21 protein-coding genes, 1 tRNA gene and 1 pseudogene are annotated in these 24,215 nt (G+C 42.0%); 13 read left to right on the forward strand and 10 right to left on the reverse strand.

Going from position 1 to position 24,215, the window contains the following annotated elements; translation table 11 throughout:
• The first annotated feature begins 81 nt into the window (after positions 1-81).
• The gene (locus V7K69_RS13395; protein ID WP_179075504.1) at positions 82-606 is read left to right on the forward strand and encodes a TolB family protein; all 525 of its coding nucleotides are present in this window, start codon (positions 82-84) and stop codon (positions 604-606) included.
• 175 nt (positions 607-781) lie between these two features.
• Here the strand turns inward: V7K69_RS13395 and V7K69_RS13400 are convergent, their stop codons facing one another.
• Positions 782-1,789, reverse strand: a complete 1,008-nt coding sequence (locus tag V7K69_RS13400) for a succinate dehydrogenase/fumarate reductase iron-sulfur subunit (protein WP_335035238.1) — start codon at positions 1,787-1,789, stop codon at positions 782-784.
• Between the two features lie 1,445 nt (positions 1,790-3,234).
• Between V7K69_RS13400 and V7K69_RS13405 the strand changes: the two genes are divergently transcribed.
• Positions 3,235-3,672, forward strand: coding sequence for an AbrB family transcriptional regulator (locus V7K69_RS13405; RefSeq protein WP_012412178.1), 438 nt, complete (start codon positions 3,235-3,237; stop codon positions 3,670-3,672).
• Positions 3,673-3,910: 238 nt separating this feature from the next.
• A complete protein-coding gene (locus tag V7K69_RS13410) occupies positions 3,911-4,717 on the forward strand; it encodes a CPBP family intramembrane glutamic endopeptidase (protein ID WP_335035240.1) in 807 nt (268 codons plus the stop codon).
• Between the two features lie 282 nt (positions 4,718-4,999).
• Here V7K69_RS13410 and V7K69_RS13415 read toward each other — a convergent pair whose 3' ends face one another.
• The 5 genes from V7K69_RS13415 to V7K69_RS13435 all read right to left on the reverse strand — a co-directional run bounded on the left by V7K69_RS13415 (position 5,000) and on the right by V7K69_RS13435 (position 8,383).
• Entirely contained in the window at positions 5,000-6,121 is a 1,122-nt protein-coding gene (locus tag V7K69_RS13415; RefSeq protein WP_335035031.1) for a geranylgeranyl reductase family protein, read from the reverse strand.
• Between the two features lie 137 nt (positions 6,122-6,258).
• Positions 6,259-6,807: a ribosome recycling factor gene (gene frr / locus V7K69_RS13420; RefSeq protein ID WP_335035033.1), complete on the reverse strand. Its 549-nt coding sequence runs from the start codon at positions 6,805-6,807 to the stop codon at positions 6,259-6,261.
• Positions 6,794-7,522 carry a UMP kinase gene (gene pyrH, locus V7K69_RS13425; protein WP_012412364.1) on the reverse strand — a complete coding sequence of 243 codons (729 nt, stop codon included), beginning with the start codon at positions 7,520-7,522 and terminating at the stop codon, positions 6,794-6,796. The genes frr and pyrH overlap by 14 nt, the downstream gene beginning before the upstream one ends.
• A 71-nt stretch (positions 7,523-7,593) precedes the next feature.
• A complete protein-coding gene (locus V7K69_RS13430; protein ID WP_335035036.1) occupies positions 7,594-8,148 on the reverse strand; it encodes a thioredoxin family protein in 555 nt (184 codons plus the stop codon).
• Positions 8,149-8,236: 88 nt separating this feature from the next.
• Positions 8,237-8,383, reverse strand: a complete 147-nt coding sequence (locus V7K69_RS13435) for a hypothetical protein (RefSeq protein ID WP_159402495.1) — start codon at positions 8,381-8,383, stop codon at positions 8,237-8,239.
• Positions 8,384-8,598: 215 nt separating this feature from the next.
• Between V7K69_RS13435 and V7K69_RS13440 the strand changes: the two genes are divergently transcribed.
• A complete protein-coding gene (locus V7K69_RS13440) occupies positions 8,599-9,501 on the forward strand; it encodes an alpha/beta fold hydrolase (RefSeq protein ID WP_335035039.1) in 903 nt (300 codons plus the stop codon).
• A 90-nt stretch (positions 9,502-9,591) separates the two neighbouring features.
• On the opposite strand, the pseudogene V7K69_RS13445 reads toward V7K69_RS13440, so the two are convergent.
• A pseudogene (locus tag V7K69_RS13445) lies at positions 9,592-9,756 on the reverse strand (HlyD family secretion protein); the annotation flags it as partial.
• Positions 9,757-9,916: 160 nt separating this feature from the next.
• Between V7K69_RS13445 and glcD the strand changes: the two are divergent.
• The 5 genes from glcD to V7K69_RS13470 all read left to right on the forward strand — a co-directional run bounded on the left by glcD (position 9,917) and on the right by V7K69_RS13470 (position 16,284).
• Positions 9,917-11,389, forward strand: a complete 1,473-nt coding sequence (glcD, locus tag V7K69_RS13450) for a glycolate oxidase subunit GlcD (protein ID WP_335035042.1) — start codon at positions 9,917-9,919, stop codon at positions 11,387-11,389.
• Between the two features lie 286 nt (positions 11,390-11,675).
• Positions 11,676-12,923, forward strand: a complete 1,248-nt coding sequence (locus V7K69_RS13455; RefSeq protein WP_335035044.1) for a glycoside hydrolase family 10 protein — start codon at positions 11,676-11,678, stop codon at positions 12,921-12,923.
• 70 nt (positions 12,924-12,993) lie between these two features.
• Positions 12,994-13,557 (forward strand): hypothetical protein, encoded by a 564-nt coding sequence (locus tag V7K69_RS13460; RefSeq protein ID WP_335035046.1) that lies wholly within the window; start codon positions 12,994-12,996, stop codon positions 13,555-13,557.
• 345 nt (positions 13,558-13,902) lie between these two features.
• Positions 13,903-16,149 (forward strand): sensor histidine kinase, encoded by a 2,247-nt coding sequence (locus tag V7K69_RS13465; RefSeq protein WP_335035048.1) that lies wholly within the window; start codon positions 13,903-13,905, stop codon positions 16,147-16,149.
• Between the two features lie 63 nt (positions 16,150-16,212).
• Positions 16,213-16,284 (forward strand) — tRNA-Lys (locus V7K69_RS13470).
• 185 nt (positions 16,285-16,469) lie between these two features.
• Here V7K69_RS13470 and V7K69_RS13475 read toward each other — a convergent pair.
• From V7K69_RS13475 to V7K69_RS13485, 3 genes are all read right to left on the reverse strand, one after another.
• The gene (locus tag V7K69_RS13475; RefSeq protein WP_335035242.1) at positions 16,470-17,102 is read right to left on the reverse strand and encodes an HD domain-containing protein; all 633 of its coding nucleotides are present in this window, start codon (positions 17,100-17,102) and stop codon (positions 16,470-16,472) included.
• 576 nt (positions 17,103-17,678) lie between these two features.
• Positions 17,679-19,199, reverse strand: a complete 1,521-nt coding sequence (gene purH, locus V7K69_RS13480; protein ID WP_335035050.1) for a bifunctional phosphoribosylaminoimidazolecarboxamide formyltransferase/IMP cyclohydrolase — start codon at positions 19,197-19,199, stop codon at positions 17,679-17,681.
• A gap of 520 nt (positions 19,200-19,719) precedes the next feature.
• Positions 19,720-19,986, reverse strand: a complete 267-nt coding sequence (locus tag V7K69_RS13485; protein WP_175586497.1) for a hypothetical protein — start codon at positions 19,984-19,986, stop codon at positions 19,720-19,722.
• A 332-nt stretch (positions 19,987-20,318) separates the two neighbouring features.
• On the opposite strand from V7K69_RS13485, the gene rpaB reads away from it, so the two are divergent.
• The 4 genes from rpaB to V7K69_RS13505 all read left to right on the forward strand — a co-directional run bounded on the left by rpaB (position 20,319) and on the right by V7K69_RS13505 (position 24,083).
• Positions 20,319-21,044, forward strand: a complete 726-nt coding sequence (gene rpaB / locus V7K69_RS13490; RefSeq protein WP_335035244.1) for a response regulator transcription factor RpaB — start codon at positions 20,319-20,321, stop codon at positions 21,042-21,044.
• A gap of 153 nt (positions 21,045-21,197) precedes the next feature.
• Entirely contained in the window at positions 21,198-21,833 is a 636-nt protein-coding gene (locus V7K69_RS13495) for a glutathione S-transferase family protein (protein WP_335035053.1), read from the forward strand.
• Positions 21,834-22,188: 355 nt separating this feature from the next.
• Positions 22,189-23,058 carry an inositol monophosphatase family protein gene (locus V7K69_RS13500; protein WP_335035055.1) on the forward strand — a complete coding sequence of 290 codons (870 nt, stop codon included), beginning with the start codon at positions 22,189-22,191 and terminating at the stop codon, positions 23,056-23,058.
• Between the two features lie 44 nt (positions 23,059-23,102).
• Positions 23,103-24,083, forward strand: coding sequence for a 2-dehydropantoate 2-reductase (locus tag V7K69_RS13505; protein WP_335035057.1), 981 nt, complete (start codon positions 23,103-23,105; stop codon positions 24,081-24,083).
• The last annotated feature ends 132 nt before the right edge of the window (positions 24,084-24,215 follow it).

Genomic DNA, 24,215 nt, shown 5'->3' on the forward strand with positions numbered 1-24,215 from the left:
AGGGGAGCAGGGAGCAGGGAGATGAGGGAGAATAATTAATGCCTGCCCAATGTACAATGCCCAATGCCCCATGCCCAATATATGAAACGTATTTTTTTTATACCTGTATTTTTCTGCTTAAGTTTATTAACTGGATGTTTTGGCTACCCTCGCCTTTTGAGTTATCCCTTTGATCCGGGGGGTCGGAGTCTCAATAGTTTAGCGTCAGAATTAAACCCCCAAATTTCTGGGAGATACATTGTTTTTATTACTGACCGACGCGGTAGCCAAGACGTTTATATGTTTGATACGGTGACTCGTGATTTGGTTGATTTGTCAGGTTTAAATTCCTTTGATGCGATCGCAAATCATCCTAGCGTTTCACAAGATGGTCGTTATATTGTGTTTGCGGCTAGCCGCCAGGGGCGATCGGCTATTTTTCTCTACGAGCGGGAAACACGCCAATCACGAAATTTAACTAGTAACCTACAAGCTGAAGTCCGCAACCCTACAATTAGCGCTGATGGTAGCAGGATTGCTTTTGAGTCTAGTAACAACGGGCAGTGGGATGTTTTAGTATATGACCGTTATGGGCGACCGTTAAATATACCTCAAGAGCCGCGTTGAAAAATGGGGAATGGGGAAGAAGCAAGAGAGCAGGGAGCAGGGAGCAGGGAGCAGGGAGCAGGGGAGCAGAGGGATAGGGAGGATAAGGCGGACAAGGGGAGAATTATTTAACAAGTTGCTCACTTGTTTCCCCCCTCTTCCTTGTCTCCTCTATCTCTTCTCCATGCCCCATGCCCTACTGCCTATTCCCTTCAACTTGTTGCACAGATTCGATGAGCGATCGCACTTGTTCTGTCCCCTCTGAAGGTTCAAAGGACAAGGGAAACTTACCTCGTAGGAGCATCCGCAAACCGAGGGGTGCAAGACTGAGTAATCCTCTTAAATCTTTAAAGTAGTTACCAACAACTTGTAAACCAAATTGACGTTCATCAATCCAACCACCTTCTTTAACTAAATCTATCAAAACTTTTCGGTGACGAATTGAGCGACTATCGTTGGCTTCTTTGTGCGTAAGAATTTCTTGTTTAACTTTGGTGATTTGTTCTAATGGTGCAACTTCCATTGGACAAACTGAATCGCAGTATAAACAACGGGTGCAACCCCATACGCCTTTAGTACCTTCGTTGTACATTTCTAAACGATTTTCGGTATCGCTATCGCGGGAGTCTGCTACCATGCGGTAAGCTTTGGCAAGGGCATGGGGGCCAACAAAATCTGGATTCACTTCACGGGCGTTGCATTCTGAGTAACAAGCACCGCACATAATACAGTTACCAGTTTGATCGAGACGCGATCGCTCTTGTGGTGTTTGCAAAAACTCTCTTTCTGGTACTTGTCGTGCTGCTGTACTCACATAAGGAGCAACTGCTTCTAAATTATTCCAGAAACTGTTCATATCTACAACCAAATCTTTAATCACGGGCATATTGCCGAGAGGTGCGATCGTGATTTCAGGAATGACATTTACTTTACTTTGGGATGATGGTATTTGTTGTAATCTAGCAAGTTCACTGCCAACATTTTCCTTACAAGCTAAAGCCGAACGCCCGTTAATTCGCATAGCACAGCTACCACAAATCGTATTACGGCAATTTTTGCGAAATGCCAACGTTCCATCTTGCTCCCACTTAATATGATTGAGGCAATCCAGGATTGTATTACCTGGTTCTGCCTCTACAAGATAGGTTTGCACAATAGGGGAGGAATTTTGTTGCTGTCGAATGACCTTAAAAATAACTTCCATGACTACTAACCAAAATTTTAAAATTGCTTCACCAGCCTTAACAATCATCAGCCAAGGCTGGTAGTTACGAAAAGTGAGCTATACTTTTTTTGCCCTCAATTCAAAACCTGGTGTTAATAGGCTGACGATTAAAGGGAATCTGATTCTAGTTTAAGGATAACCATTAAAATTTTACTTTTAGCAGCACTGTAGGCAAGATTTGTGTCAAATTCTGAGATAAAACGCCAAAAATGTAATGGTCGCTTGACATTGAATTTAGTCGTTTGAGAATGTAAAGCAAAGAGGTTTACTTAAAAGGGACTCAGGTTTATCTTTGGTCTAGCGATCATATCCAAGGTAAATGCAGTTACCGTTAGCAACAGGTCTTCATATCAACTTGAGTCAAGCAATCCTAGCTGAAAAATTCCGCCTTCGCTAACGCTTGACAGAATTTTTTGATTATATAGAAGTGTAAAAGCACATCTTCAATATATAGTAGTCGCAATTAACTGCTAGACGTATGTTAAGAGATTTATTCTTCCCATAGACAGACGTAGAAAATCCTCTGACCACTTTTGAGCTTACGGTAATAAACCCAGGAAAAATCCTCATCACTTTCAAATAAAAGTCTTGCACATCGAATAATCCCGGATAGGCGAGACTTTGAGATTTTTGCAGCCTCTCAATCAAGAAAATCTTGGATTTAACTAATTGGCCAAAACTGCTCATCTAAATTAGATAAATTTTTATAATGCAATAAAGGGTTAGGAAAATCGTCACGGCTTTTCCAACCTTTAAGTCCAGAAATTTAAATAAAAATTTACCAGCAACTTTAATTCAAAATTAAACAACTATTTTGCTATTATTAGTCCATGCTAGTATTTAATATAAAATTACGAACTCACAAAACCAGAATCAATAGCCGTATCAGCGCGGCTACTACTGCTTTGTTGATTCGTAATGTAGAGACAAGAAAATTCGCGTCTCTACTGGCAGGACAAAGGGCATAAGCCCGTAGGACTCTATTGAAATACTATGCTGTCCTAAGCTTGAGAGGATGAGTAGAGAAAACTCTACCTACTCATTAGCGAAAAGGGCAAGCACTGAAAGTGAAAAACCTGCGATTTATTGGGTCTACGACTTATTTGGAGTAGAGCCAACCCCATTTGTAAAGGTGGCTGAAAGTTACACCGCTACAGTAGCGCCAAAAGAAAAAATAATTTCATTTCTGATGGCGAATAATGGTTAAAAGTGCCGTGAAATCAGCAAAATTAATTTCTATGGCAACTATGACCTCTAATTGGTTGTAGACAACCATAATATGAAGTGCTTTTGTCTCCTATCGGCAGTGATTCACCCGTAACACTAGAGTCCTAAGTAGCTCTATGCACATACTAAAAAGCCAAATGCTGGCATAAGACTACATCGTTTATCAGCTTGGAGAGAGTAAGGAAAATTTGAGCATAATGACTGAAACTGCAACCGCCCCATTAACTGGAAAAGCACTACTTGCGAAAGTAAAAGAACTTTCCACTTTGCCACGTCGAGAAAGAGCTAAACAGTGCGGCTATTACACTGTTACTAAGAATAACCAGGTTCGTGTCAATCTCACCGATTTTTATGACGCTTTGCTATCGGCTAGAGGAATTCCTCTAAGTCCAGAAGCACCTAAAGATGGTCGTGGTCGTGAACCGACATATCGGGTTAGTGTCCATCAAAATGGTCAGATTGTGATTGGTGCCACATATACCAAAGCAATGGGCTTAAAGTCTGGAGATGAGTTTGAAATTAGGTTGGGATACAAGCATATTCACTTGATTCAACTTGGTGAAAGTGATAAAAAACTGACCTCACCAGATATAGACTCCGACGAATCGGATGAAGATTTGGAAGACGAAGAGTAAATTTGCTGATGGTAAGGATAAGTATCAGGTATGATAACTTGTCCTTACCTCAATAGCAAACTGGTAACTCTATCGAAAAAATTTTGTTCCAAATAAAAAATACGATTAGACCCCTTGCAGAATTTGCCAAATTTAGTAGATTCTTGATAAATAAGCAAGAAATCTATAGTGCAAGAAGTCTATCGTGTTTTTTTTGATAACTTTTTTTGAGCCTTCGGTCAACGCCTTACTAGCATTTATGCAAAATGCACCAGCACTAGTTATAGTAATGGCATTTTTTGTTTGCTGGATAGTTTGTTGGTTGCCAGTAGGAGTAGTATCAGCAATATTACTCAATTGGCAACCCCCTAAACCTTTGCAGCCACAGCAAAAGATGCCATTATTGCTGTCACTTTACCTATTAGCTCCCCTGATTCTGTGGGGAGTTAGTTGGCTTACCAATAAATCTTTTTCGGATTACGGCTTTGTTGGGAATCTTTCAAATTTTGGTTCTTTAGCATTAGGTTTCGCTTTGGGAGTGGTAAGCCTAGCGATTGTATTTAGTGGGCAATTCGGATTAGGTTGGTGTTCTTTTGAAAAAAAGAATTTCAAGTTACTATTACCCATCTTGCTACCAATTTTCTTGATAGCATTGTTAGTCGGTGGGATAGAAGAGTTAGTTTTTCGGGGTTTTCTGTTCACTGAATTAGCACAGGATTATCCAGTTTGGGTAGCAGCAGCAATTTCTAGCTTGATTTTTGCCTTACTACATCTAGTTTGGGAGCAACGTGAAACTGCACCACAACTCCCTGGATTGTGGCTGATGGGAATGGTGTTGGTGTTGGCACGTTTTGCCGATCGCCACAATTTGGGTTTAGCTTGGGGACTACACGCAGGATGGGTATGGGCGATCGCAACCCTAGATACAGCAGAATTAATTACTTACACAGGTAAAGCCTCTGACTGGTTCACAGGTAAGAATAAAAAACCCCTAGCGGGTTTGGCGGGAATTATTTGTGTACTGGGAACTGGAATAAGTATTTGGCTTTTCCCTAGGTATTTTTAATTTGGTGTTAAATATCTTCTGGGGCTTGGTTAAGTCATTCACAATGTATGTAGTCTGTCAAAAAATAATTGACGAGTACATTTTCTCTCAGGACGGCGATTTATCGCGTCTCTCTAACGTATCAGTCTTCTAGACGCGATAAATCGCGTCTATACATGAGGGCTTTTTGGCTTATGCCAAGCCTATTAGGATAACTAAAAGTTCAAGACAGCAAAGAGGTTCCTTGAATTCACGTTTCGTCAAAAAGGTGAGAGCATCAAGCAACCCATTTACAACTATTTACTAACCTCCAAAGCCAGGAATTAAACGCTTGAGGGCACGATCGGTAACATCGCTATAGCGCAGTTCTCCGCACATAATCTGACCCATGATTTTGGCAGCAGAGGGATGCTTAACACCAACTTTGTAGCCAATACTAGGAAAGCGATAAAATGCTCCAGCTAATTTTTGTGCCCAAGCCATCTCAGTACCCCATTCTTCATTAATAGCTTCACTATATTTTTCTAAAGCGTTGATGTCACCAGAAAGGGCCTCATTAATGGCTCCTGCTGCAATCAAGCCACTAAAAATTGAAGGACGAATGCCTTCTGCTGTCATAGGATAAACTACACAAGCAGCTTCGCCAGCCAAAACAGCATTTTGGGTATGCAGCTTTTGCTTTCCATCCCACAAGCAAAGGGGATAACCATACTTCTTGCTGGTTTTGATATCTAGATTAAACGATCGCGCGTATTCATCTAAAATCTTCTTAAAATCCTGAGGTTCGCCACCGCCAAACGTACCAATACCAATGGAATAACCATCCGCTTTCGGGAAGTTCCAAATGTAACCATTTTTCACCAACCCCAACTCAATATGAATTGTGGATTTGTCTTTTACAGTGGTGGAAACTTCTGCTTCCAAAGCTGCTGCTAAACGGCGTTTACGTTCTTTGAAGCCTAACCATTTTGCCATTAGCCCTTTAGCACCATCAGCCGCGATTAAGTAGCGACCCGTAATTGGCCCATTGGCTGTGTTGACTTGCCAATAATCACCTTTAAATTCAATACCCGTTGCTTCAGTATTATCTCGTAGTTCAGCCCCTTGCTTCTGTGCTTGCTGCACTAGGAAATGGTCAAAAATATCTCGTCGCACCATCCAGACTGGTTCTTCTGTGGCTATTTTTGCTTCCACTGGGTCGCCTAATTTCCAGGTAAAGCGAAAGGAGTCAGCTTTTACAGAGATTGCTGGGCTAAAATCAAAGTCAAACCATTGAGCGATCGCTGGAGATACACCACCACCACAAGGTTTATATCTTGGTAGGGATTCTTTTTCTAAGACTAATACTGAGCGGCCCTGCTTGGCTAAATGATATGCAGATGTTCCACCAGCTGGCCCAGCGCCGACGATGATGCAGTCATACATAAGGCTGAATTTTGGCTCCTGAATTAGTTTATTTTCTATTGAGATAATTAAGCAATTTTTGTTAAAAACTAAATAAATGATAAAGGCTGAAGAATTTTACCATCATCCTTCAGCCTTTATGCTTCAGACTTTAGACTTTAAACAGTCGTAATGTCTTTTTCTTTTTCTGCCAATAGTGCGTCTATTTTGCCTGTATACTCGTTTGTGAGTTTTTGCAGGTTGTCTTGTTGGTCTTTTGATTCATCTTTGGAGATTTCAGAGGCTTTCTCCTGCTTGCGAATCGAGTCTATGGCATCGCGGCGGATGTTGCGAATAGCAACACGACCCTCTTCAGCGTATTTAGTAGCCATTTTGACGAATTCTTTTCGGCGATCGCTTGTCAAAGGCGGAATATTCAGCCGAATTACAGAACCATCATTGCTGGGGGTTAAACCCACATCTGAGAGGGAAATTGCCTTCTCAATAATGTTTAGGGTGTTGCGCTCGTAGGGTTGAATTAGAATTGTCGAGGCATCTGGCGTGCTAATATTTGCCAGTGATTTTAAAGATGTAGGCGAACCGTAATAGTCCACCAATACCTTATCTAATAGACTCGCATTGGCGCGACCAGTGCGGATTGTGTTGAAAGCTCGTTGAGTTGACTCAACAGAACTGTGCATTTTACTTTCAGCTTCAGCTAATATCACAAGAACCTCCCACAAGGGTACCGATGGATTCTCCCAAGACTGCCCGGTGGATGTTACCTCGCACCGTTAGGTCAAATACCAGAATTGGGATATTATTTTCTTTACACAAGGCGATCGCAGTACTATCCATCACCCGCAAATCTTTGGCTAAAACGTGCGCGTAGGTAAGGCTATTGTAACGCTTGGCGTTAGGATAAATCTCAGGATCGGCATCATATACCCCATCTACTTTGGTGGCTTTAAAAATCACTTCAGCATCAATTTCTGCTGCTCTTAGTGCCGCAGTGGTGTCTGTAGTAAAGAAGGGATTTCCAGAACCTGCCCCAAAAATTACCACCCGCCCTTTTTCAAGATGACGGATGGCACGACGACGGATATATGGTTCTGCTAATTCTTGCATGGCGATCGCAGTTTGCACCCGCGTCTGTACCCCTATGTGTTCTAGCGAATCTTGCAACGTCATGGCGTTCATTACCGTGGCAATCATCCCAATATAGTCAGCGGTTGCCCTGTCCATCCCCGCCGACGCTGCTTTCACGCCACGAAAAATATTGCCACCGCCAACAACGATGGCCATTTGAACGCCAGTGGCTATCACCTCTGCTACCTCTTGCGCTATTCCTTTGACCACTTCTGGATCAATGCCATAGCCCATGTTGCCCATTAAGGCTTCACCGCTCAGTTTGAGTAAAACCCGTCGGTAATTCGTTCCCATGAAGTTACGCTTTATCAAAAAAGTTGCAATTGCCTCCAATTTAAGATAGCAGTTACAGGGACTATCTATGTCTAGTTACGCCAAATCAATGTAGTACCTACTGGTTCTGTTTGTGGTACATCTATTGTCTGACCAAGAAATAGAGAGGCGATCGCAGTACTTAAATATTCTTCTCCCACTGCTGACGCATCTTGGGGATGATTATCAATTTTACCTTTATAGCGGACTATACCATTGGCATCTATTAAAAAAGCCATTGGTGTTTTTGTAGCACCAAAACTTTGGGTTACATCTTGCGTTGAGTCCCACAGGTAAGGAAAATTCAAATAGTGACGCTGGGCAAAAGCTTTCATATTTTCAAAGCTTGTCCTAGTTTCGTGATTACCATCACTACCATTCATCCCAATTAGTGTGAAGCCTTTGGGGGCAAATTTGGCTTGAATGTTTTTTAACCTGCCTATATAGGACTCTACATAAGGACAGTGGTTACATAAGGAAATAACGCCCACTGCTCGGAACTTCTCAAGATAACGCCTAAGATGGTGTACTTGACCGTCAATTCCTGGCAGTTCAAAATCGGGTGCATAGCTCCCGATGGGAGTATCGATTGTTTCTAGTATATTCATATTGTCTGGCTCGCAGAACTAGGAACAAGAAAAATGTTGTTGAATTCAGCGTCAGTTTCCAGTTGCAAACCACCCCTTAGCCGATGCCTCATATTCTGACAATGTTATAGACCAAAATAGCGATCGTAAATTGTGAATCTACTGAATCTAGCACTGATGCTAATTCACTCACATCTAAAAAAATGGCAAAAATATTACTCACATTTATAGAAGTGATGATTCCTAATGCTGACATAATCTAAGTTGTGAGGAAATTACCTCCATCAACAAGATGAAAACTCTCTAGCTGGATAAAACTATCAACCTAGAAGCTTTTCTAGTGTATGTCTAAGTTATCACTAGACCAAAGGATTTTATTTGAAAATCTGATAAATTTTATTCAAATTCAAAAGAATTTTACTTACGCCTTGCTGCTGACGGGCTTTTACCTTTGTATTCCTAAAATTTCCCATGACAACCTCAAGTTCAAAAACAGCATTTCCCTCTACAAAAACCTGGATTTGGCAAGATTTTCCTATCTGCTATCAAACCCAAGGAACCACTGGCTCGCCTGTTGTCCTCGTGCATGGATTTGGTGCTTCTTGGTGGCATTGGCGGAAAAATATTCCCGTATTAGCACAAAATTGCCGAGTTTACGCTATTGATTTGATTGGTTTTGGCGCTTCTGCAAAACCTCAACCTGGTGAAAAAATTACTTACACTCTAGAAACATGGGGACAACAAGTAGCAGATTTTTGCCGTGAAGTTGTCGGCGAACCTGCTTTTTTAGTTGGAAATTCTATTGGCTGTATTGTAGCCATGCAAGCAGCTGTTAGCAACCCAGATATTGCCTTGGGAGTTGCATTGCTCAACTGTTCTTTACGGCTGTTGCACGATCGCAAACGGGTAACTTTACCTTTATCTCGTCGTTACGGAGCGCCTCTACTGCAACGCCTATTATCTATCAAACCAGTTGGTGATTTCTTTTTCAATCAACTCGCCAAACCGAAAACGGTGCGGAAAATTCTACTACAAGCTTATGCAAATGCTGAGATGGTGACAGATGAGTTGGTAGATATTCTCACTTCACCAGCAAGTGATCCAGGGGCTGGGGCTGTTTTTCTTGCTTTTACTTCTTATTCTACAGGGCCATTACCAGAAGACCTTTTGCCACTGTTACAGTGTCCGGCGATTATCTTGTGGGGAACGGCTGATCCGTGGGAACCAATTAAGTTAGGGAGAGAATTAGCTAACTTTGGGCAAGTAGAAAAGTTTATTCCTTTAGAGGGAGTGGGGCATTGTCCGCAGGATGAAGCGCCGGAGTTAGTCAATCCGATTTTACTCGATTGGATTTTGGAGCGATCGGCAGCTTGAGATTCCGTTGAAAGCTTTTATTGCTTCCCACAGCCACTTCTCGGTTAACATCACGGACACCCACACCAGGATCGGCAATGACGTATTTATTGCCGATCCTGGTGTCATATCAGCCGCAGCTTTAACTTGCTGATCTTGATAGTTGCGTTGTGTCCCATCTAATTCAGCTTGTGCAGCAATAATCGTGCGGTTGGTTAAGTTTATCTGGGCTGCAATCTGGGTATCGATTTCACCCAGTTGAGCATTAATTTGACTTTAGTGAGTAAAACTCCTTTGGCAATGTTAGTCCATTTGCTGAGATAGGGGAGAAACTCGTTAACAAACCGTCGTCAACCGCTCAAAACTATTGACAAATCACTCAAAAACTTGGGGTATTGTTTTAAACTCTAAGTTATTAGAGTGAACCTTAAAAACTATGCTGGCCCAAGACAAAAAACAACACAACTGGAAACCTATTATCAAAGCGTTCGAGGTTGTCCTTGGCAAAAATGGTGTAGTGCAACGCCGCGAAGAACTGATTACTTATGAATGTGATGGTTTAACTGGCTATCGCCAACGCCCGGCGGTAGTGGTATTGCCTAGAACAACAGAACAAGTTGCCCAAGTGGTAAAGATATGCAATCAATATTCTATCTCCTTCATCGCACGTGGTTCTGGTACTGGTCTATCTGGCGGTGCTTTACCAGTGGAAGACTCTGTTTTGATTGTCACTTCTTTAATGCGGCAAATCCTTAGCATTGATTTGGAAAATCAGCGCACAATTGTTCAACCAGGCGTGATTAATAGTTGGGTAACACAAGCTGTTAGTGGTGCTGGTTTTTACTACGCTCCTGACCCATCTAGCCAAATTATCTGCTCTATTGGGGGGAATATTGCTGAAAACTCTGGTGGCGTACATTGTCTTAAATATGGTGTCACCACTAACCACGTTTTAGGATTAAAAATTGTCACACCAGAAGGAGAAATTGTCGATTTAGGCGGACAAATCCCCGAAATGCCTGGTTATGATTTAACAGGTGTGTTTGTTGGTTCTGAAGGCACTTTAGGAATTGCCACAGAAATTACTTTGCGAATTCTCAAAAGTGCAGAATCAATTTGCGTGCTGTTGGCAGATTTTACCAGTATTGAAGCTGCCGGAGCAACTGTTTCTGATATCATCAGCGCTGGAATTATTCCTGGTGGTATGGAAATGATGGATAACTTCAGCATCAATGCAGTTGAAGATGTTGTCGCCACAAATTGTTATCCTCGCGATGCTACTGCTATTTTGCTAATCGAAATTGATGGGTTAGAAGTGGAAGTTGCAGGAAATAAGCAGCGAGTGACTGAAATTTGTAAAAAGAATGGGGCGCGAAATGTCACTTCTGCTAATGACCCGGAAACCAGATTGAAATTATGGAAAGGACGTAAAGCTGCTTTTGCTGCGGCTGGGCATTTAAGTCCAGATTATTATGTGCAAGATGGTGTAATTCCCCGCACTCAGTTGCCTTATGTTCTGCATGAAATTGAAGCATTAAGTGAACAATATGGTTATCGTGTTGCTAATGTATTTCATGCTGGAGATGGCAATCTTCATCCATTAATTCTTTATGATAATTCTGTACCTGGTGCATTGGAACAAGTAGAAGAAATGGGTGGAAAAATTCTCAAGCTTTGTGTCCAAGTTGGTGGCAGTATTTCTGGTGAACATGGCATCGGTGCGGAGAAAAGGTGTTATATGCCACAGATGTTTAGCCAAGTTGATTTAGAAACTATGCAATGGGTACGACAAGTTTTCAATCCTCAAGGGTTAGCAAATCCAGAAAAGATATTCCCCACGCCACGAACTTGTGGAGAAGCAGCAAATGCTTCTGCTGTCAAGCAATTTGAAGGTGTGGAAAGATTTTAAGAAGAAAGAATTCAGAATGGGCTAAACGCCCCGCTACCGCTAACAGGAGTCAGGAGTTAGGAATTAGAAGTTAGGAGTCAGAATTAGAGTTTGGAATTCTAATTTATTAGGTTTTGGTATCGTTAAGTATATTCATAACCGAAACTAGCTCCGTATGCTTTCAACTATTCTGACTTGTGACTTCTGAATTCTGAGTTATTAATCATCATTTCTTTACATCATCCGGAGGATTACAACTTTATTTTGTAGTTATATATATTCCGATCGCACTAGGTCACGATTACAAATGAATCGGGTTGCTCGCCGTTGTGTTTCTTACTTAATGTGTTTGGGATTAGTATTCACTTTAACAGTTTTTTCATTCTCTTCAGTTTCTTCACTCCCAGTTTATTCCCAAAAAATAATTCCTTTACCTACAGAAATTCGCGGCGTTTGGCTCACTAATGTTGCTAGTGGTGTACTATTTGTCCCTTGGGGCATTAACCGGGCTATAAACCAATTATCTTCCCTCAATTTTAATACAATTTATCCTGTAGTTTGGAACCGAGGACATACTTTTTATAAAAGTGCTGTAGCTGAAATGACTACAGGTTCAGATACTCAACCTTTTCTCAATTTCATGCACGCTGGACAGGATGTTTTAACAAAGATAGTGACACTTGCCAAAAAGAAAAATTTGAGAGTCATTCCCTGGTTTGAATATGGGTTTATGACACCGCATTATTCACAATTAGCAAGGCGTTATCCCGACTGGTTAACAATTGGACAAGAAGGTCTAAAGTCTATCCAAGATGCACCCCCAGAAGAAATTGATAATAGTTTAGTAAGTAAGCTGGCTTGGTTGAATCCCTTACATCCGCAAGTGCAAGAGTTTATCCGAGGGCTAATTTTGGAAGTAGTTAGGGATTATGATGTGGATGGTATTCAGATTGACGATCATTTTGGGATGCCTGTACAGTTTGGCTACGATCGCTTCACGATTGAACTTTACCAGCAAGAACACAAAGGCAAAAGTCCTCCCATCGACCCTTTTAACTCAGAATGGATGCGTTGGCGAGCAGACAAAATTACTGATTTCATGGCAGAACTCTATCAAGCTGTGAAGGCGGTGAAACCCAAAGTCAAAATATCCCTATCTCCAAACTATCAAGCTTTTGCCTATAAATACTATTTGCAAGACTGGGAGAATTGGATAAAAAAAGGTTTAGTCAATGAGTTAATTTTGCAAGTTTATCGAAATGATCAAAGTTCTTTTATCGCTCAATTAGAACAACCATCTGTGAAATTGGCTCAAAGTCTAATTCCTGTACAAATTGGTATATCAACGGGAACGGTGCGTAATCCTGTAAAAATGGCACAAGTTAGAGAACAGGTTCAAGCAGTACGCGATCGCAATTTTAATGGTATATCCTTTTTCTACTGGGAGAGTCTCTGGGGTTACATTGTACCGGAATCGCCCCAACAGCGACGCAAAGCTTTTTTTGAGATGTTTAATGCTAGAACTGTCAGACAATTCAAACCAAAGAAGCTTTGATATTGTCATTTGTCATTTGTCATTTGTCATTTTTTACTCTGCTCCCATTCCCCATTCCCAATTCCCCTTAATGCCATTCGCGCCGGAAAATACTAGATTTAGCTTTACACTGCTGTGGACTCTCGCTACTTGTGGCGGTTTTTTATTGAGTTTACTTTTTATTGAAGTTGGCGATCAGCCAGATGTTGAGGTGGTAGAAGCAGCTATCGGCGGATTTGCGATCGCACTTCCTCAAGGTTGTCTTCTCAAAGAACCTGTATTTTGTATCAGGTGGATTTTGTCAAGTCTTTTGGGTTGGAGTATCATCACTGCGATCGGTATTGGTGCGGTAGGTTGGATTGTACCCAGCACTCAAATTCTTCCTTTGAGAATCTTGTCGGGAGCCATTTATGGCGCACTTGGCGGCTTGGGAATTGGATTGACACAATGGTTAGCAATTCCCCAGCCTGTGGCGTGGCGATGGATATTTGTCTCTTCGGTCAGTTGGGCTGTTGCTGTCCCCGTGGGTTCTGCTGTGGGGATGATTTTGCACCACTTAACGCAATTATTCTTAGGTGAAGTTATGGGGTTAGCTATCACTTGGCTGCTAGTTGGTATCCTCACCGGCATGAATGCTCATAAATTGCGATCATAAGTTTCCATTACCCAGCCTTGCCCAATAATTTTATTAAGAATTGTAAATTTAATTGAGATAATATGATAATTGTACTTAAGTATATGCAAAAATCTTGAAAAACTGTTCAAAAAAATTATTAGATTTGCCCTAAACTGCAAATGTATTTTCGCCTTCAAAAAGCAGGATTTGTTAAGCTGACTTCTATTAGCTTTCCTAGATTTCTGATCAGAAGTAGAGAAAGATTTAAATTTCGATGAGCAACAGCTGACAATACTTTGCTATAGGCGCTAAAGTGCATCTACTACAAGCATAACGATAAGAGAGCGCCTAGAAGAGTCAGTAATACCAGAAAGGGACTCTCGCATGAATAAAAATCCAGCAGAATCAACTATGGAGTTGACAAAATTATCGCCCCCTCAAATTATCTTTGGCACGGAAGTAGAGGAGAAAAATAGTAGTGAACAATTTCTACTGAGCATGTACGATTCTGTGCAGGCATCAATATTTGTAGTGGATGTTTTAGAGGATGGAGATTTTCAGTATGTGGCACTTAATCCCACTCATGAGCGGTGGATAGGCATTCGCTCAGATGATCTCCGAGGCAAAAAACCAGAGGATATTCTCTCTCCCGTCGATGCTGCGAGGGTGCGTCAGCACTATGCTGATTGTGTGCTATTTGGTAAAACTATTTCTTACGAACAATGTTTGCAATTCCAGGGGGTTACTACTTGGTGGAGTACGACTCTCACGCCACTAAGGGATGCTAACTCCCGAATTTATCGGCTGATTGGCACTAGTAGCAATATCACCCCTGTGAAGCAAGCCCAAGAAACAGTCGGACTCCAGGTTGAACGGGAGCAATTGCTAGAAGCGATCGCCGGACGAATTCACCAATCTGTAGAATTAGAGACAATTCTGCATCAGACAACAATTGAACTGCGGCAATTTTTGAATTGCGATCGCGTTCTAGTTTATCGCTTCCAGCCTGATGGCAGTGGGGTAATTGTTGCTGCAAGCGTTGCTGCAAGCGATTCACTCTTGGGAAAAAACATCATCGATCCCTGCTTTAATAGCAATCCAGAACACTACGGGCAAGGTTGCATTCAAGTTGTTGAGGATATTTATGCAGCAGGCTTGCATCCTTACCATATAGATTTCCTGGCATCTTTGCAGATTAGAGCCAATGTAGTCGTGCCGATTTTCCAAGAGCAAGATATGTGGGGGCTATTGATTGCCCATCATTGCCAAGAATCGCGTCAATGGCAGCAAGCAGAAACTAGCTTACTCAAACAACTGGCAACTCAAATCGGCATTGCTGTGCAACAAGCAGAACTTCGTCAGCAGCTGAAGGATCTCAAAGCCGAAATAGAGTTGCAAAAACAGAAGCACAAAAATCAGTTGCAACAGGTACGAAACTTTGAAGCCTTGGTGCGACGGATGACAGAACAAATCCGCGATCGTCTGGATGAAGCTCAGGTGTTGCAGACTGTCACTCAGGAATTAACAGAGTTACTGAACCTTGAACGTTGCCAAATTGAACTCTATAGCCCCTGTCAAACCCTGGTAACTATTGCCTACGAGTACAGCATCAATAACCTACCGCAGTGTCAAGAACTGACTAGACAGATTACAGACCGTCTGGAAGTTTATCAACCCTTGTTGCAAAAACAACCTTTGCAATTTTTGGAAGTTGCCCCTGGATGGCAACCAAAGTTGTTGGTTATGTCCCAGATGGCTTGTCCAATTTTTGATACTCAAGGGATTTTGGGAAATCTTTGGTTAACAAGACCATCACAAGAGGCATTTGATGAATTTGAAATTGAGTTAGTGCAGCAGATTGCCAATGAATGTGCGATCGCAATTCGCCAAGCTCAACTTTACCAACAAACCCAGACACAGGTAAAAGAATTAGAAAATTGCGATCGGCTCAAAAATCAATTTCTCCGAAATCTCTCTCAAGAACTGCGAACCCCAATCACTAGCATCAGCCTTGCAGTCCAAACCCTCGAAAGTGTCTTAACACCAGCAGAAATATTAGAGATAGAAATAGTTCCACAACTCTTGCAAATTCTGCATAACGAGTGCGCGCGAGAAAGCAAGTTAATTAACGATCTACTCAAACTCACATATCTTGAAGCAGAACCCGAACCCCCAACATTGATTGCCATTGACTTACAAAGCTGGCTTCAGCCCATTGTCGAGTCTTTTCGAGACCTCACCAACTGTCAGCGACAACAGTTAAAACTGAGTCTCGATAGCGCACTCCCGCCTTTAGAGACAGATATCACAGATATGGAGAGGATTATCACCGAACTACTCAACCATGTCTGCAAATATACCCCCGCAGGTGAATCAGTTACAGTCTCTACCCACTTAAGAGGGGATGCAGTAGAGCTTAATATTAGCAATTCTGGACTAGAGCTTACCAGCAATGAACTGTCACGGATTTTTGAGCCTTTTTATCACCTTTCCAAACACGATCCTTGGAAACACAGCGGCACTGGACTGGAATTAGCATTAGTACAGAAAATGGTCAGACATTTAGGCGGCTCAATTTATGTAGAGAGTGGAGCCGGTCAAACCACCTTCACCATCAAATTCCCCCTTTAATTCGTTTTTTGGGCGTATCACTAGCTAAATTCTCAGAAGTTGTGCTATCATGGTTATTCGTGTGGGTGACTAGCTCAACGGTAGAGCAGTAGACTCTTAATCTATTGGTTGCGGGTTCAAATCCCTCGTCACCCACTTTTTAAGTATTTGTTTTTTCTCTCACTTCAATCCAATGTACCCCTAAAACAACCAAATAGGGACAAATATTTTGGATGAGATAAACTTATCATTCATGGTCGTAAGTACAAGTTTTGTAGGTTGGGTGCAGCGATAGCGTAACCCAACATAAATACGTTTATATATTTAGGCTTAGAAAAAATCTAATAATTTTCAGCGCGAAAATCTTGAGTAATTAGGGCAGCATCATCTTTAAGATATCCTGCTGTCACACAATCATCAATCAATTGCAGAACAAAGGGCCACAGTTCCGGCGCACCTGTTTCTACTGGTGCTACCCGTTTCATCACCTGATTGCGGCTAATGCCATGAATACGCCAAGTTCCGCCCTGAGTTTGCTGATTATGCAGCAAAGGCTGTATACGGTCTAAGGCTGCGGCAAATTTGGCGGTGGGTGTTTCTCCTGCTTCAAACTCATCCCAGAGTAAACGCAACTCACTATCTTGGTCTGCTGGCAAAAGTCCGAATAAACGCAATGCGGCTTGTGCTTCTCTTACTGCTTTGCTGTCGTTACCCTGCACATCGTAACAAAAGGTGTCACCTGCATCAATTTCTACCAAATCGTGGATTAGCAGCATTTTGATGGCATGGAATATATCAACACTCTCTGGAGCATAATCTACTAAGGCGATCGCCATTACAGCTAAATGCCAAGAGTGTTCTGCACTATTTTCTCGGCGTGACCCATCCATGAGTAGGGTTTGCCGCATTACTTGCTTCAATCGATCAATTTCGATGATGAATTGAATTTGTTGAGTCAGCCGATTGATTTGCACCTGAATTTCTGATTGGGTGTGAGGTTTACTGGATTTTAGAGTGTAGCTGATTATCTCAATAATTCCAGAAGATCTGCAAGTAATCGTTTTTACATACCAATTAAAAAACGCCTGGGAGTGTTGCCGTGTTTCCACCCCAGGCGCTCTTTATTTTTAACTTGCTCCTCACACAGCTAAATACTATCACTGGTTCAATGAAAAGGCGATTAAAGTCAGTGACACTTTTAAAACTGTACCAACAATCCAATTTTTATATGCAAATTAAAAAATGCCCGGGAGTGTTGCCGTGTTTCCACCCCAGGCATTTTTTATTCTCAACTTGCTCCTCACACACAAATAAACAATATCACTACTTCTATTTAATGGCAAGTATATTGAGTGACATTTTCAAAACTGCACAAGCAATCCAATTTCTGACAAATTAAAAAGCGCTTGGGAGTGTTGCCGTGTTTCCACCCCAAACGCTTTTTACTTTTAACTTGCTCCTCACACACGATTAAATAATATCATTGCTTCAATCATAAAGAAAGTATATAGTGTGACACTTTGTAAACCGCACACTCAATAAGCAATGATTTAGTGTAAAAAGTGACGTACACCAGTTAAAACCATCAGCAAACCCAGTTCGTTAGCAGCAATGATAGAATCTTTATCGCGCAGACTTCCCCCTGGTTGGACAATGGCTGTAATTCCTGCGGCTGCGGCTGTTCTTACGGAATCATCGAAGGGGAAGAATCCATCGCTGGCCAGTATTGCACCTTTGGCTTTTTCTCCAGCTTGTTCTAGAGCAATTTTGACTGAGCCGACGCGGTTCATTTGACCACCACCTACTCCTATTGTAGTGCGATCGCTCGTAACAACAATGGCATTAGATTTAACGTGTTTGCAAACTTTCCAAGCAAATAGTAATTCGGCTAATTCGCTGTCGGTGAGTTGGCGTTCAGTCACAACTTGCCATTGGCTAGTATCAGCAATTACATCATCGCTAGCTTGGACAAGGAAACCACCTGCGATCGCTTTCACTGTATCCTTAGGGCCACTGCTCAAATCATCTAGAGTCAAAACCCGCACGTTAGATTTCTTAGCCAGGATTTCTTGAGCTTCCGCATCACAACTTGGTGCAACCACACATTCTAAAAATGTTTTAGTTAACTCGCTAGCTGTAGCCGCATCAATGGGACGGTTAAGTGCGACAATCCCACCAAAGGCAGAAGTCGAATCAGCATTAAAAGCTTTTTGATACGCTTCGAAAATACTACTTCCCAGCGCTGTACCACAAGGATTTGTATGTTTGATAATCGTTGCGGCTGGGGTATCAGTGAATTCAGCAATAATTCGGCGTGCGGCTTCTAAATCAACTAAGTTATTGTAACTAAGTTCTTTGCCTTGGAGTTTTGTCGCGGCTGTCCATCCCGTTGGAGTAGTCCCAGTTTGATACCAGGTGGCGGGTTGATGGGGATTCTCACCGTAACGCAGAGATTGTAATTGTGTACCGCTAAGGGTGTATTGCTCTGCTTCTGCGAGGTAAGATGCGATCGCTTGATCGTAGCTAGCAGTATGCGAAAATCCTTTTAATGCTGCCTTTTGCCGAAACTCTAGGGATGCTACGCCGTTATTTTGGCGCAATTCCTCTAAATACTCGTCATACTGTGCCGGATCGCATAATACAGCCAGATGAGCGAAGTTTTTCGATGATGCCCGTAGCATAGCAGGGCCACCGATATCAATTTGTTCAACAGCTTCTAATAATGTCACCCCTGGTTTAGCGATCGTTTCCTCAAAAGGATATAAATTCACCACCACCAAATCAATCGGGCGAATTTGGTTATTTTCTAAATCTGTAATATCTTGGGGAACATCTCGTCGGGCTAAAATCCCACCATGAATTCGGGGATGTAGGGTTTTGACTCGGCCACCTAAAATTTCTGGAGAACCTGTATAATCTGCAACTTTGGTGACAGGGAGTCCCGCATCTTTGAGTGCTTGGGCTGTTCCCCCACTGCTGATTAAATCAAAGTCAAATTCTTCAACCAAGCTACGGGCTAGGTCAATTATACCAGTTTTGTTAGATACACTCAGCAGGGCTAGACGCGCCATTGATCAATTCCTTAAAAGTAGGCTAGAAGCGAAGGATCTCAAGTTTTGCATAAGCCTTGCTTCACTTCAAGACTATGAGGAATAATATTGACTCGTGTAATTTATATGGTTACATCCCCCACAAAAGCATTCATCGATTACACATACATAAGCGGTTAGAAGGAAGTTGTAATGCTTAGTGTTGAAATTCGGGAGACGTATGCACTCCTTTATTTGGAATAGCATAGGTATCTCGCCCGTCTTTTAACGGGCAAGATTCCCAAGCCATAAGCTGTCTCAAAACAGTATTGAATGGATATCGTAAATAATTGCTAGCTTTGAGCCGCGCGATTACACCAGAAATACAGTTAGCCTTACTAAAAAGATGGTTAAAGGATTGTAAAACAATCAACCACCCATAGATCCAAATCCATCCAAGTCAAAATCAAAGATAAATTCGGAATTATCTTAAAGTCTTGAGGTTGACAAATTACCGATATGTGAAAAGCTTGATAGCAGTTTCAACAAGCACAGTTGACAGTTATCCAAAATTACAAAAATCATCTACACGGATATCCCGCCAAATATCAGAAATTTGCCAGCCGGAATTGCCAACAGATTGGACTATGGGATTATCGCGCAATGGAATGTAGTCGGGTTCTCTCGGCTCTGGAATTGCTACTGGTTGCTCATCAACCACAGGGGGTGAAAAATTGACGGTATCAGCTTGAAGATTTTGGTCTTCAGCGTCTTGGATTTCCATCATTTTCTTCAGGGTCAGCGTGTCAGATTTTTTGATGATCTTCATATCTATTAATTAAAAGTTTTCATTCACTGAATATCAAAGCCATTGGCTGAAAAGTCGGATGACAACAGAGTTGTAAAATGAGTGTCAATAATTGCACGGAATAAACAAGATACACTAAATCTATGGAAAATACGAGTCCCCTGCTGAGGAATTTCTTAATTGAGTGCAAATATCTATTTTGGTACAGATGCTTTAGCATAATTTTGCACAGATGCTTTGAGCAATTTACACTACTGCTTTAGAGTAAGTCCAAGGCCGTTTTGTGTTTTAGACTCAATCAAGCCTGATAATAGAGGGTTAAGAGTTCTCGCTGTAAAGGAGCATTGAGAAACTTGTCAGGTCATAAAGGAAAAATCCTGGTAGTAGACGACGAAGCGAGCATACGTCGGATTTTAGAGACGCGTCTTTCCATGATTGGCTATGATGTCGTCACAGCTAGCGATGGTGAAGAAGCTTTGTCAACTTTTCGTGTATCCACTCCAGACTTAATAGTTTTGGATGTGATGATGCCAAAGCTCGATGGCTACGGTGTATGCCAAGAATTACGGAAAGAGTCGGATGTACCAATTATTATGCTTACAGCCTTGGGAAACGTAGCTGATAGGATTACTGGGCTAGAGTTAGGTGCTGATGACTACATGACAAAGCCTTTCTCCCCCAAGGAGCTAGAAGCTCGGATTGCCTGCATACTAAGGCGATGCTTCCATAAAACTAGTATCAATACCACTCCTAATTCCACGATCATCCATGTGGGCAATCTCAAAATTGATACAAATAAGCGGCAAGTTTATAAAAATGAGCAACGCATTCGCTTGACAGGTGTGGAATTTAGCTTATTAGAGTTGTTGGTCAACAATTCTGGAAAAGTTTTTTCCCGATTAGAAATGTTGCAGCTATTGTGGGGTTGCGTACCAGGACTTCATTTAGACACCCGTGTAGTAGATGTGCATATCTCCCGATTGCGGACAAAGGTAGAAGATGACCCCAACTTACCAGAGTTGATTATCACAGCAAGAGGTAGTGGTTATTTTTTCCCACGAATTGTTGAATCACAGTAGGAGGAAATTCAAGAAGAATTCCGAATCCAGAAATCGGTGCTTGATTTAGCTCTACCCAAAACAAACCATTAGATAGATGAAGAACGAGTCAGCTGATGATAGTTTCAGATGAGGAAAAGTCGGTAATAACTCCATTGTAAAAAAGTAGCTATTATGATCGTTGTCCATCATCTTAACAACTCGCGATCGCAGCGCGTGCTATGGCTGCTTGAAGAATTAGGGATCGATTATGAAATTAAGTTCTACGAACGCGACCAGAAGACGATGCTGGCACCAGCATCCCTGCGTGAAGTCCATCCCCTCGGCAAGTCACCAGTAATCACAGATGCAGAAAATACTGTTGCTGAGTCGGGCGCTATCATTGAATACATCGTCGACCGCTACGGAAATGGTCAGCTAATCCCGCCATCTGGTACGCCAGAGCGTCTGCGCTACACTTATTGGCTGCATTATGCCGAAGGCTCTGCAATGCCACCTCTGGTAATGAATCTCGTCTTTAACCGTTTTGGTATAGGAGACAGCGTAAACGAAGGATTTATCGCACCCCAGATTAAGCTTCACTTTGACTATATAGAAGGTGAACTTGGTAAGAGTACATGGTTTGTAAGCGAAGAATTCACCGCCGCCGATATCCAAATGAGCTTTCCTTTGGAAATAGTCGCTATGGAAGCCGAACTCATCTCTAGCCGACCAAAAATTAAGCAATTTATCGAGCGCATCCATGCGCGGCCTGCTTACAAACGCGCTCTTGAACGTGGGGGTAAATACGACTTTGCCAATAGCATTTAATAATTCTTGTACCCATTTCAGATAATTAGAAACTGGTTAATGTTGCATTTAGAACATCATCAGTCGCATCTTTTTCTAATTCAGTAGAAGTTAGCGGAAGCTTTTGGAGTTATTTTCAGAAGTTAGATAAAAAACAGCCACCCCAATTCTACAAATCCTGCTGAAGCAGCAACAGCTTTTACATTTATAGGCATTAACTAGCAGTTTCTGCAACCAGTGCCGTAGTTCCTTGAACGTCCGGTAGATTGGTAAAGATTATGGTATCATTGCACCACAATGATACCGTAATTTTGTCTAGATATAGAATTCTATCGCTCTGCCAACGGTAGATTATTTCTGAAAGGAGTTTGCTGCAATGTCCACAACACCAACTACTCGACTAATTTTGGAGACTTTACTCCCCCATCTGAAAGTAGCAGCAGCTTATGCCCATTTTCTTCAACCAAAAATTGCTGCACTTCCCGCCAAAGGAGAAGGAAACAACTTTTTTAGTGCTGCACTTACTGATGCGGATGTGGCTATTCAAAATCTAGTAGAAGTAGTATTACTGGGGACTTTTCCAGATATTCGCTTTTATGGAGAAGAGTATGCAAGTTCTAACAACACCAAGTATTTTCGTGCTACCGAACTCGGTTCAGAAGGTGATTACTTAGTCACACTCGACCCAATTGATGGTACAAAGTTTTACATGGATGGACATTCTAATTACCAAATTATTCTCAGTATTCTAAATTCAGATGACTTTGAAGCCGTAATTGCCATTTCTCCTGCCCAAAACATTTATTTTTATGCCCTTCGAGGTGAAGGTGCTTTTAAAGGGACTCTGGACATGAGCCTAGAAGCCTGTGCCCCATTACATATAACATCTGCCAAACCTGCTATTTTGTTGGGATGGGCAATTAATTCGATCGCACATTTACTAAAAGATCGATATGAAGTAATTGATATAGCGAATGATTACTCTAGTGATATTCAAATTCCTAATCTTAATGGTATTCTCAGTGGTGACTTGAGTGGAGCAGTGATCAAAGCGGGTAAGTTTATTGATGTTGCTGCACTTGCTTTTATTGCGAGAGAGGCTGGTTGGATTGTAACGACTCTGGACGGTTCGACTTTACCGCCATTGCATACTTGTCAAAACTATAGTCTGCCCGGATTGATAATAGCTGCCTCAAAATCTGTTCATCAAGATTTACTGAAAGCAATGCAAAGCCTACCTGTTTGAGGGTAAATAAGTAGTTAATTATTTGCTAACTATCCCTAAACAAAATGAAAATCTGTATTGTTGGCGCAGGTGCAATCGGCGGATATTTAGGGGCGAAACTGGCACTTGCAGGTGAAGCAGTGACGCTAATAGCACGTGGTTCCCATTTAGAGGCGATTCAAAAAAATGGGCTGAAGTTGCTCATGGCAGACGGTTCTAGCCAAATTGCTACTCCGGCTTTGGCAACTAGCGATATTCAGGAAGCGGGGCCACAGGATGTAGTAATTCTCACTGTCAAGGCTCACAGTGTGCCTGCGATCGCACCTCTTCTCCCTGCACTCTACAATCCTCACACAATGGTAGTGACAGCCCAAAATGGCGTTCCTTGGTGGTACTTTCGTCAACATGGCGGTGAGTATGAAGGTACGCGGATTCAATCTGTCGATCCAGATGGGATTATTGAAGCTAGTATTGGTGCTGAACGCGCTATTGGTTGTGTGGTCTACCCAGCAACAGAGATAATTGAACCGGGTGTAATTAAACATATTGAAGGCGATCGCTTTACTCTCGGTGAAATCGACGGTAGTAAAAGCGATCGCATCCAGTTATTGGCACAGGCTTTAAAACAGGCAGGATTCAAAGCACCAATCCGCAATCAGATTCGCACAGAAATTTGGATTAAGTTGTGGGGGAATGTGGCGTTTAATCCCATCAGTGCTTTAACTGGTGCCACTTTGGAGGATATTTGCCGCTATCCCCTCACCCGTGAACTAGCGCGGCAAATGATGAGTGAAACTCAAGCGATCGCAGAAAATTTAGGTATAAAGTTTGGCATCACTTTAGAACAGCGAATTAATGGCGCAGAAAATGTGGGTGCCCACAAAACCTCAATGCTACAAGATATTGAAGCCGGACGCGCTACGGAGATAGATGCTATTGTTGGCGCAGTGGCAGAATTGGGAAAACTTACTCAAATTTCCACACCTTATATTGATGCTATTTATGCCAGCGTTAAGCTACTCGAAACGACCAAAATAAGAATTTGACAGTCCCTAATTCCAACATTCCAGTAATTCATAGAAAATCCTTCGCGTATCTCTGCGCTTCCCTCTGCGCCCCTTTGCGTTTAAATTTCACCCTCAATTCCCCACGAATTTACGCATTTAAGTTGCAGGATT

It is taken from the genome of Nostoc sp., assembly GCF_036917775.1.
In the GTDB taxonomy this organism is placed as follows: Bacteria; Cyanobacteriota; Cyanobacteriia; order Cyanobacteriales; family Nostocaceae; genus Nostoc.

Bases quoted from the DNA above. Each gene is read 5' to 3' on its own strand.
- V7K69_RS13395 (WP_179075504.1), top strand. From the start codon at position 82: ATGAAACGTATTTTTTTTATACCTGTATTTTTCTGCTTAAGTTTATTA.
- V7K69_RS13400 (WP_335035238.1), bottom strand. From the start codon at position 1,789: ATGGAAGTTATTTTTAAGGTCATTCGACAGCAACAAAATTCCTCCCCT.
- V7K69_RS13405 (WP_012412178.1), top strand. From the start codon at position 3,235: ATGACTGAAACTGCAACCGCCCCATTAACTGGAAAAGCACTACTTGCG.
- V7K69_RS13410 (WP_335035240.1), top strand. From the start codon at position 3,911: ATGCAAAATGCACCAGCACTAGTTATAGTAATGGCATTTTTTGTTTGC.
- V7K69_RS13415 (WP_335035031.1), bottom strand. From the start codon at position 6,121: ATGTATGACTGCATCATCGTCGGCGCTGGGCCAGCTGGTGGAACATCT.
- pyrH (WP_012412364.1), bottom strand. From the start codon at position 7,522: ATGGGAACGAATTACCGACGGGTTTTACTCAAACTGAGCGGTGAAGCC.
- V7K69_RS13430 (WP_335035036.1), bottom strand. From the start codon at position 8,148: ATGAATATACTAGAAACAATCGATACTCCCATCGGGAGCTATGCACCC.
- V7K69_RS13435 (WP_159402495.1), bottom strand. From the start codon at position 8,383: ATGTCAGCATTAGGAATCATCACTTCTATAAATGTGAGTAATATTTTT.
- V7K69_RS13440 (WP_335035039.1), top strand. From the start codon at position 8,599: ATGACAACCTCAAGTTCAAAAACAGCATTTCCCTCTACAAAAACCTGG.
- glcD (WP_335035042.1), top strand. From the start codon at position 9,917: ATGCTGGCCCAAGACAAAAAACAACACAACTGGAAACCTATTATCAAA.
- V7K69_RS13455 (WP_335035044.1), top strand. From the start codon at position 11,676: ATGAATCGGGTTGCTCGCCGTTGTGTTTCTTACTTAATGTGTTTGGGA.
- V7K69_RS13460 (WP_335035046.1), top strand. From the start codon at position 12,994: ATGCCATTCGCGCCGGAAAATACTAGATTTAGCTTTACACTGCTGTGG.
- V7K69_RS13465 (WP_335035048.1), top strand. From the start codon at position 13,903: ATGAATAAAAATCCAGCAGAATCAACTATGGAGTTGACAAAATTATCG.
- purH (WP_335035050.1), bottom strand. From the start codon at position 19,199: ATGGCGCGTCTAGCCCTGCTGAGTGTATCTAACAAAACTGGTATAATT.
- V7K69_RS13485 (WP_175586497.1), bottom strand. From the start codon at position 19,986: ATGAAGATCATCAAAAAATCTGACACGCTGACCCTGAAGAAAATGATG.
- V7K69_RS13495 (WP_335035053.1), top strand. From the start codon at position 21,198: ATGATCGTTGTCCATCATCTTAACAACTCGCGATCGCAGCGCGTGCTA.
- V7K69_RS13500 (WP_335035055.1), top strand. From the start codon at position 22,189: ATGTCCACAACACCAACTACTCGACTAATTTTGGAGACTTTACTCCCC.
- V7K69_RS13505 (WP_335035057.1), top strand. From the start codon at position 23,103: ATGAAAATCTGTATTGTTGGCGCAGGTGCAATCGGCGGATATTTAGGG.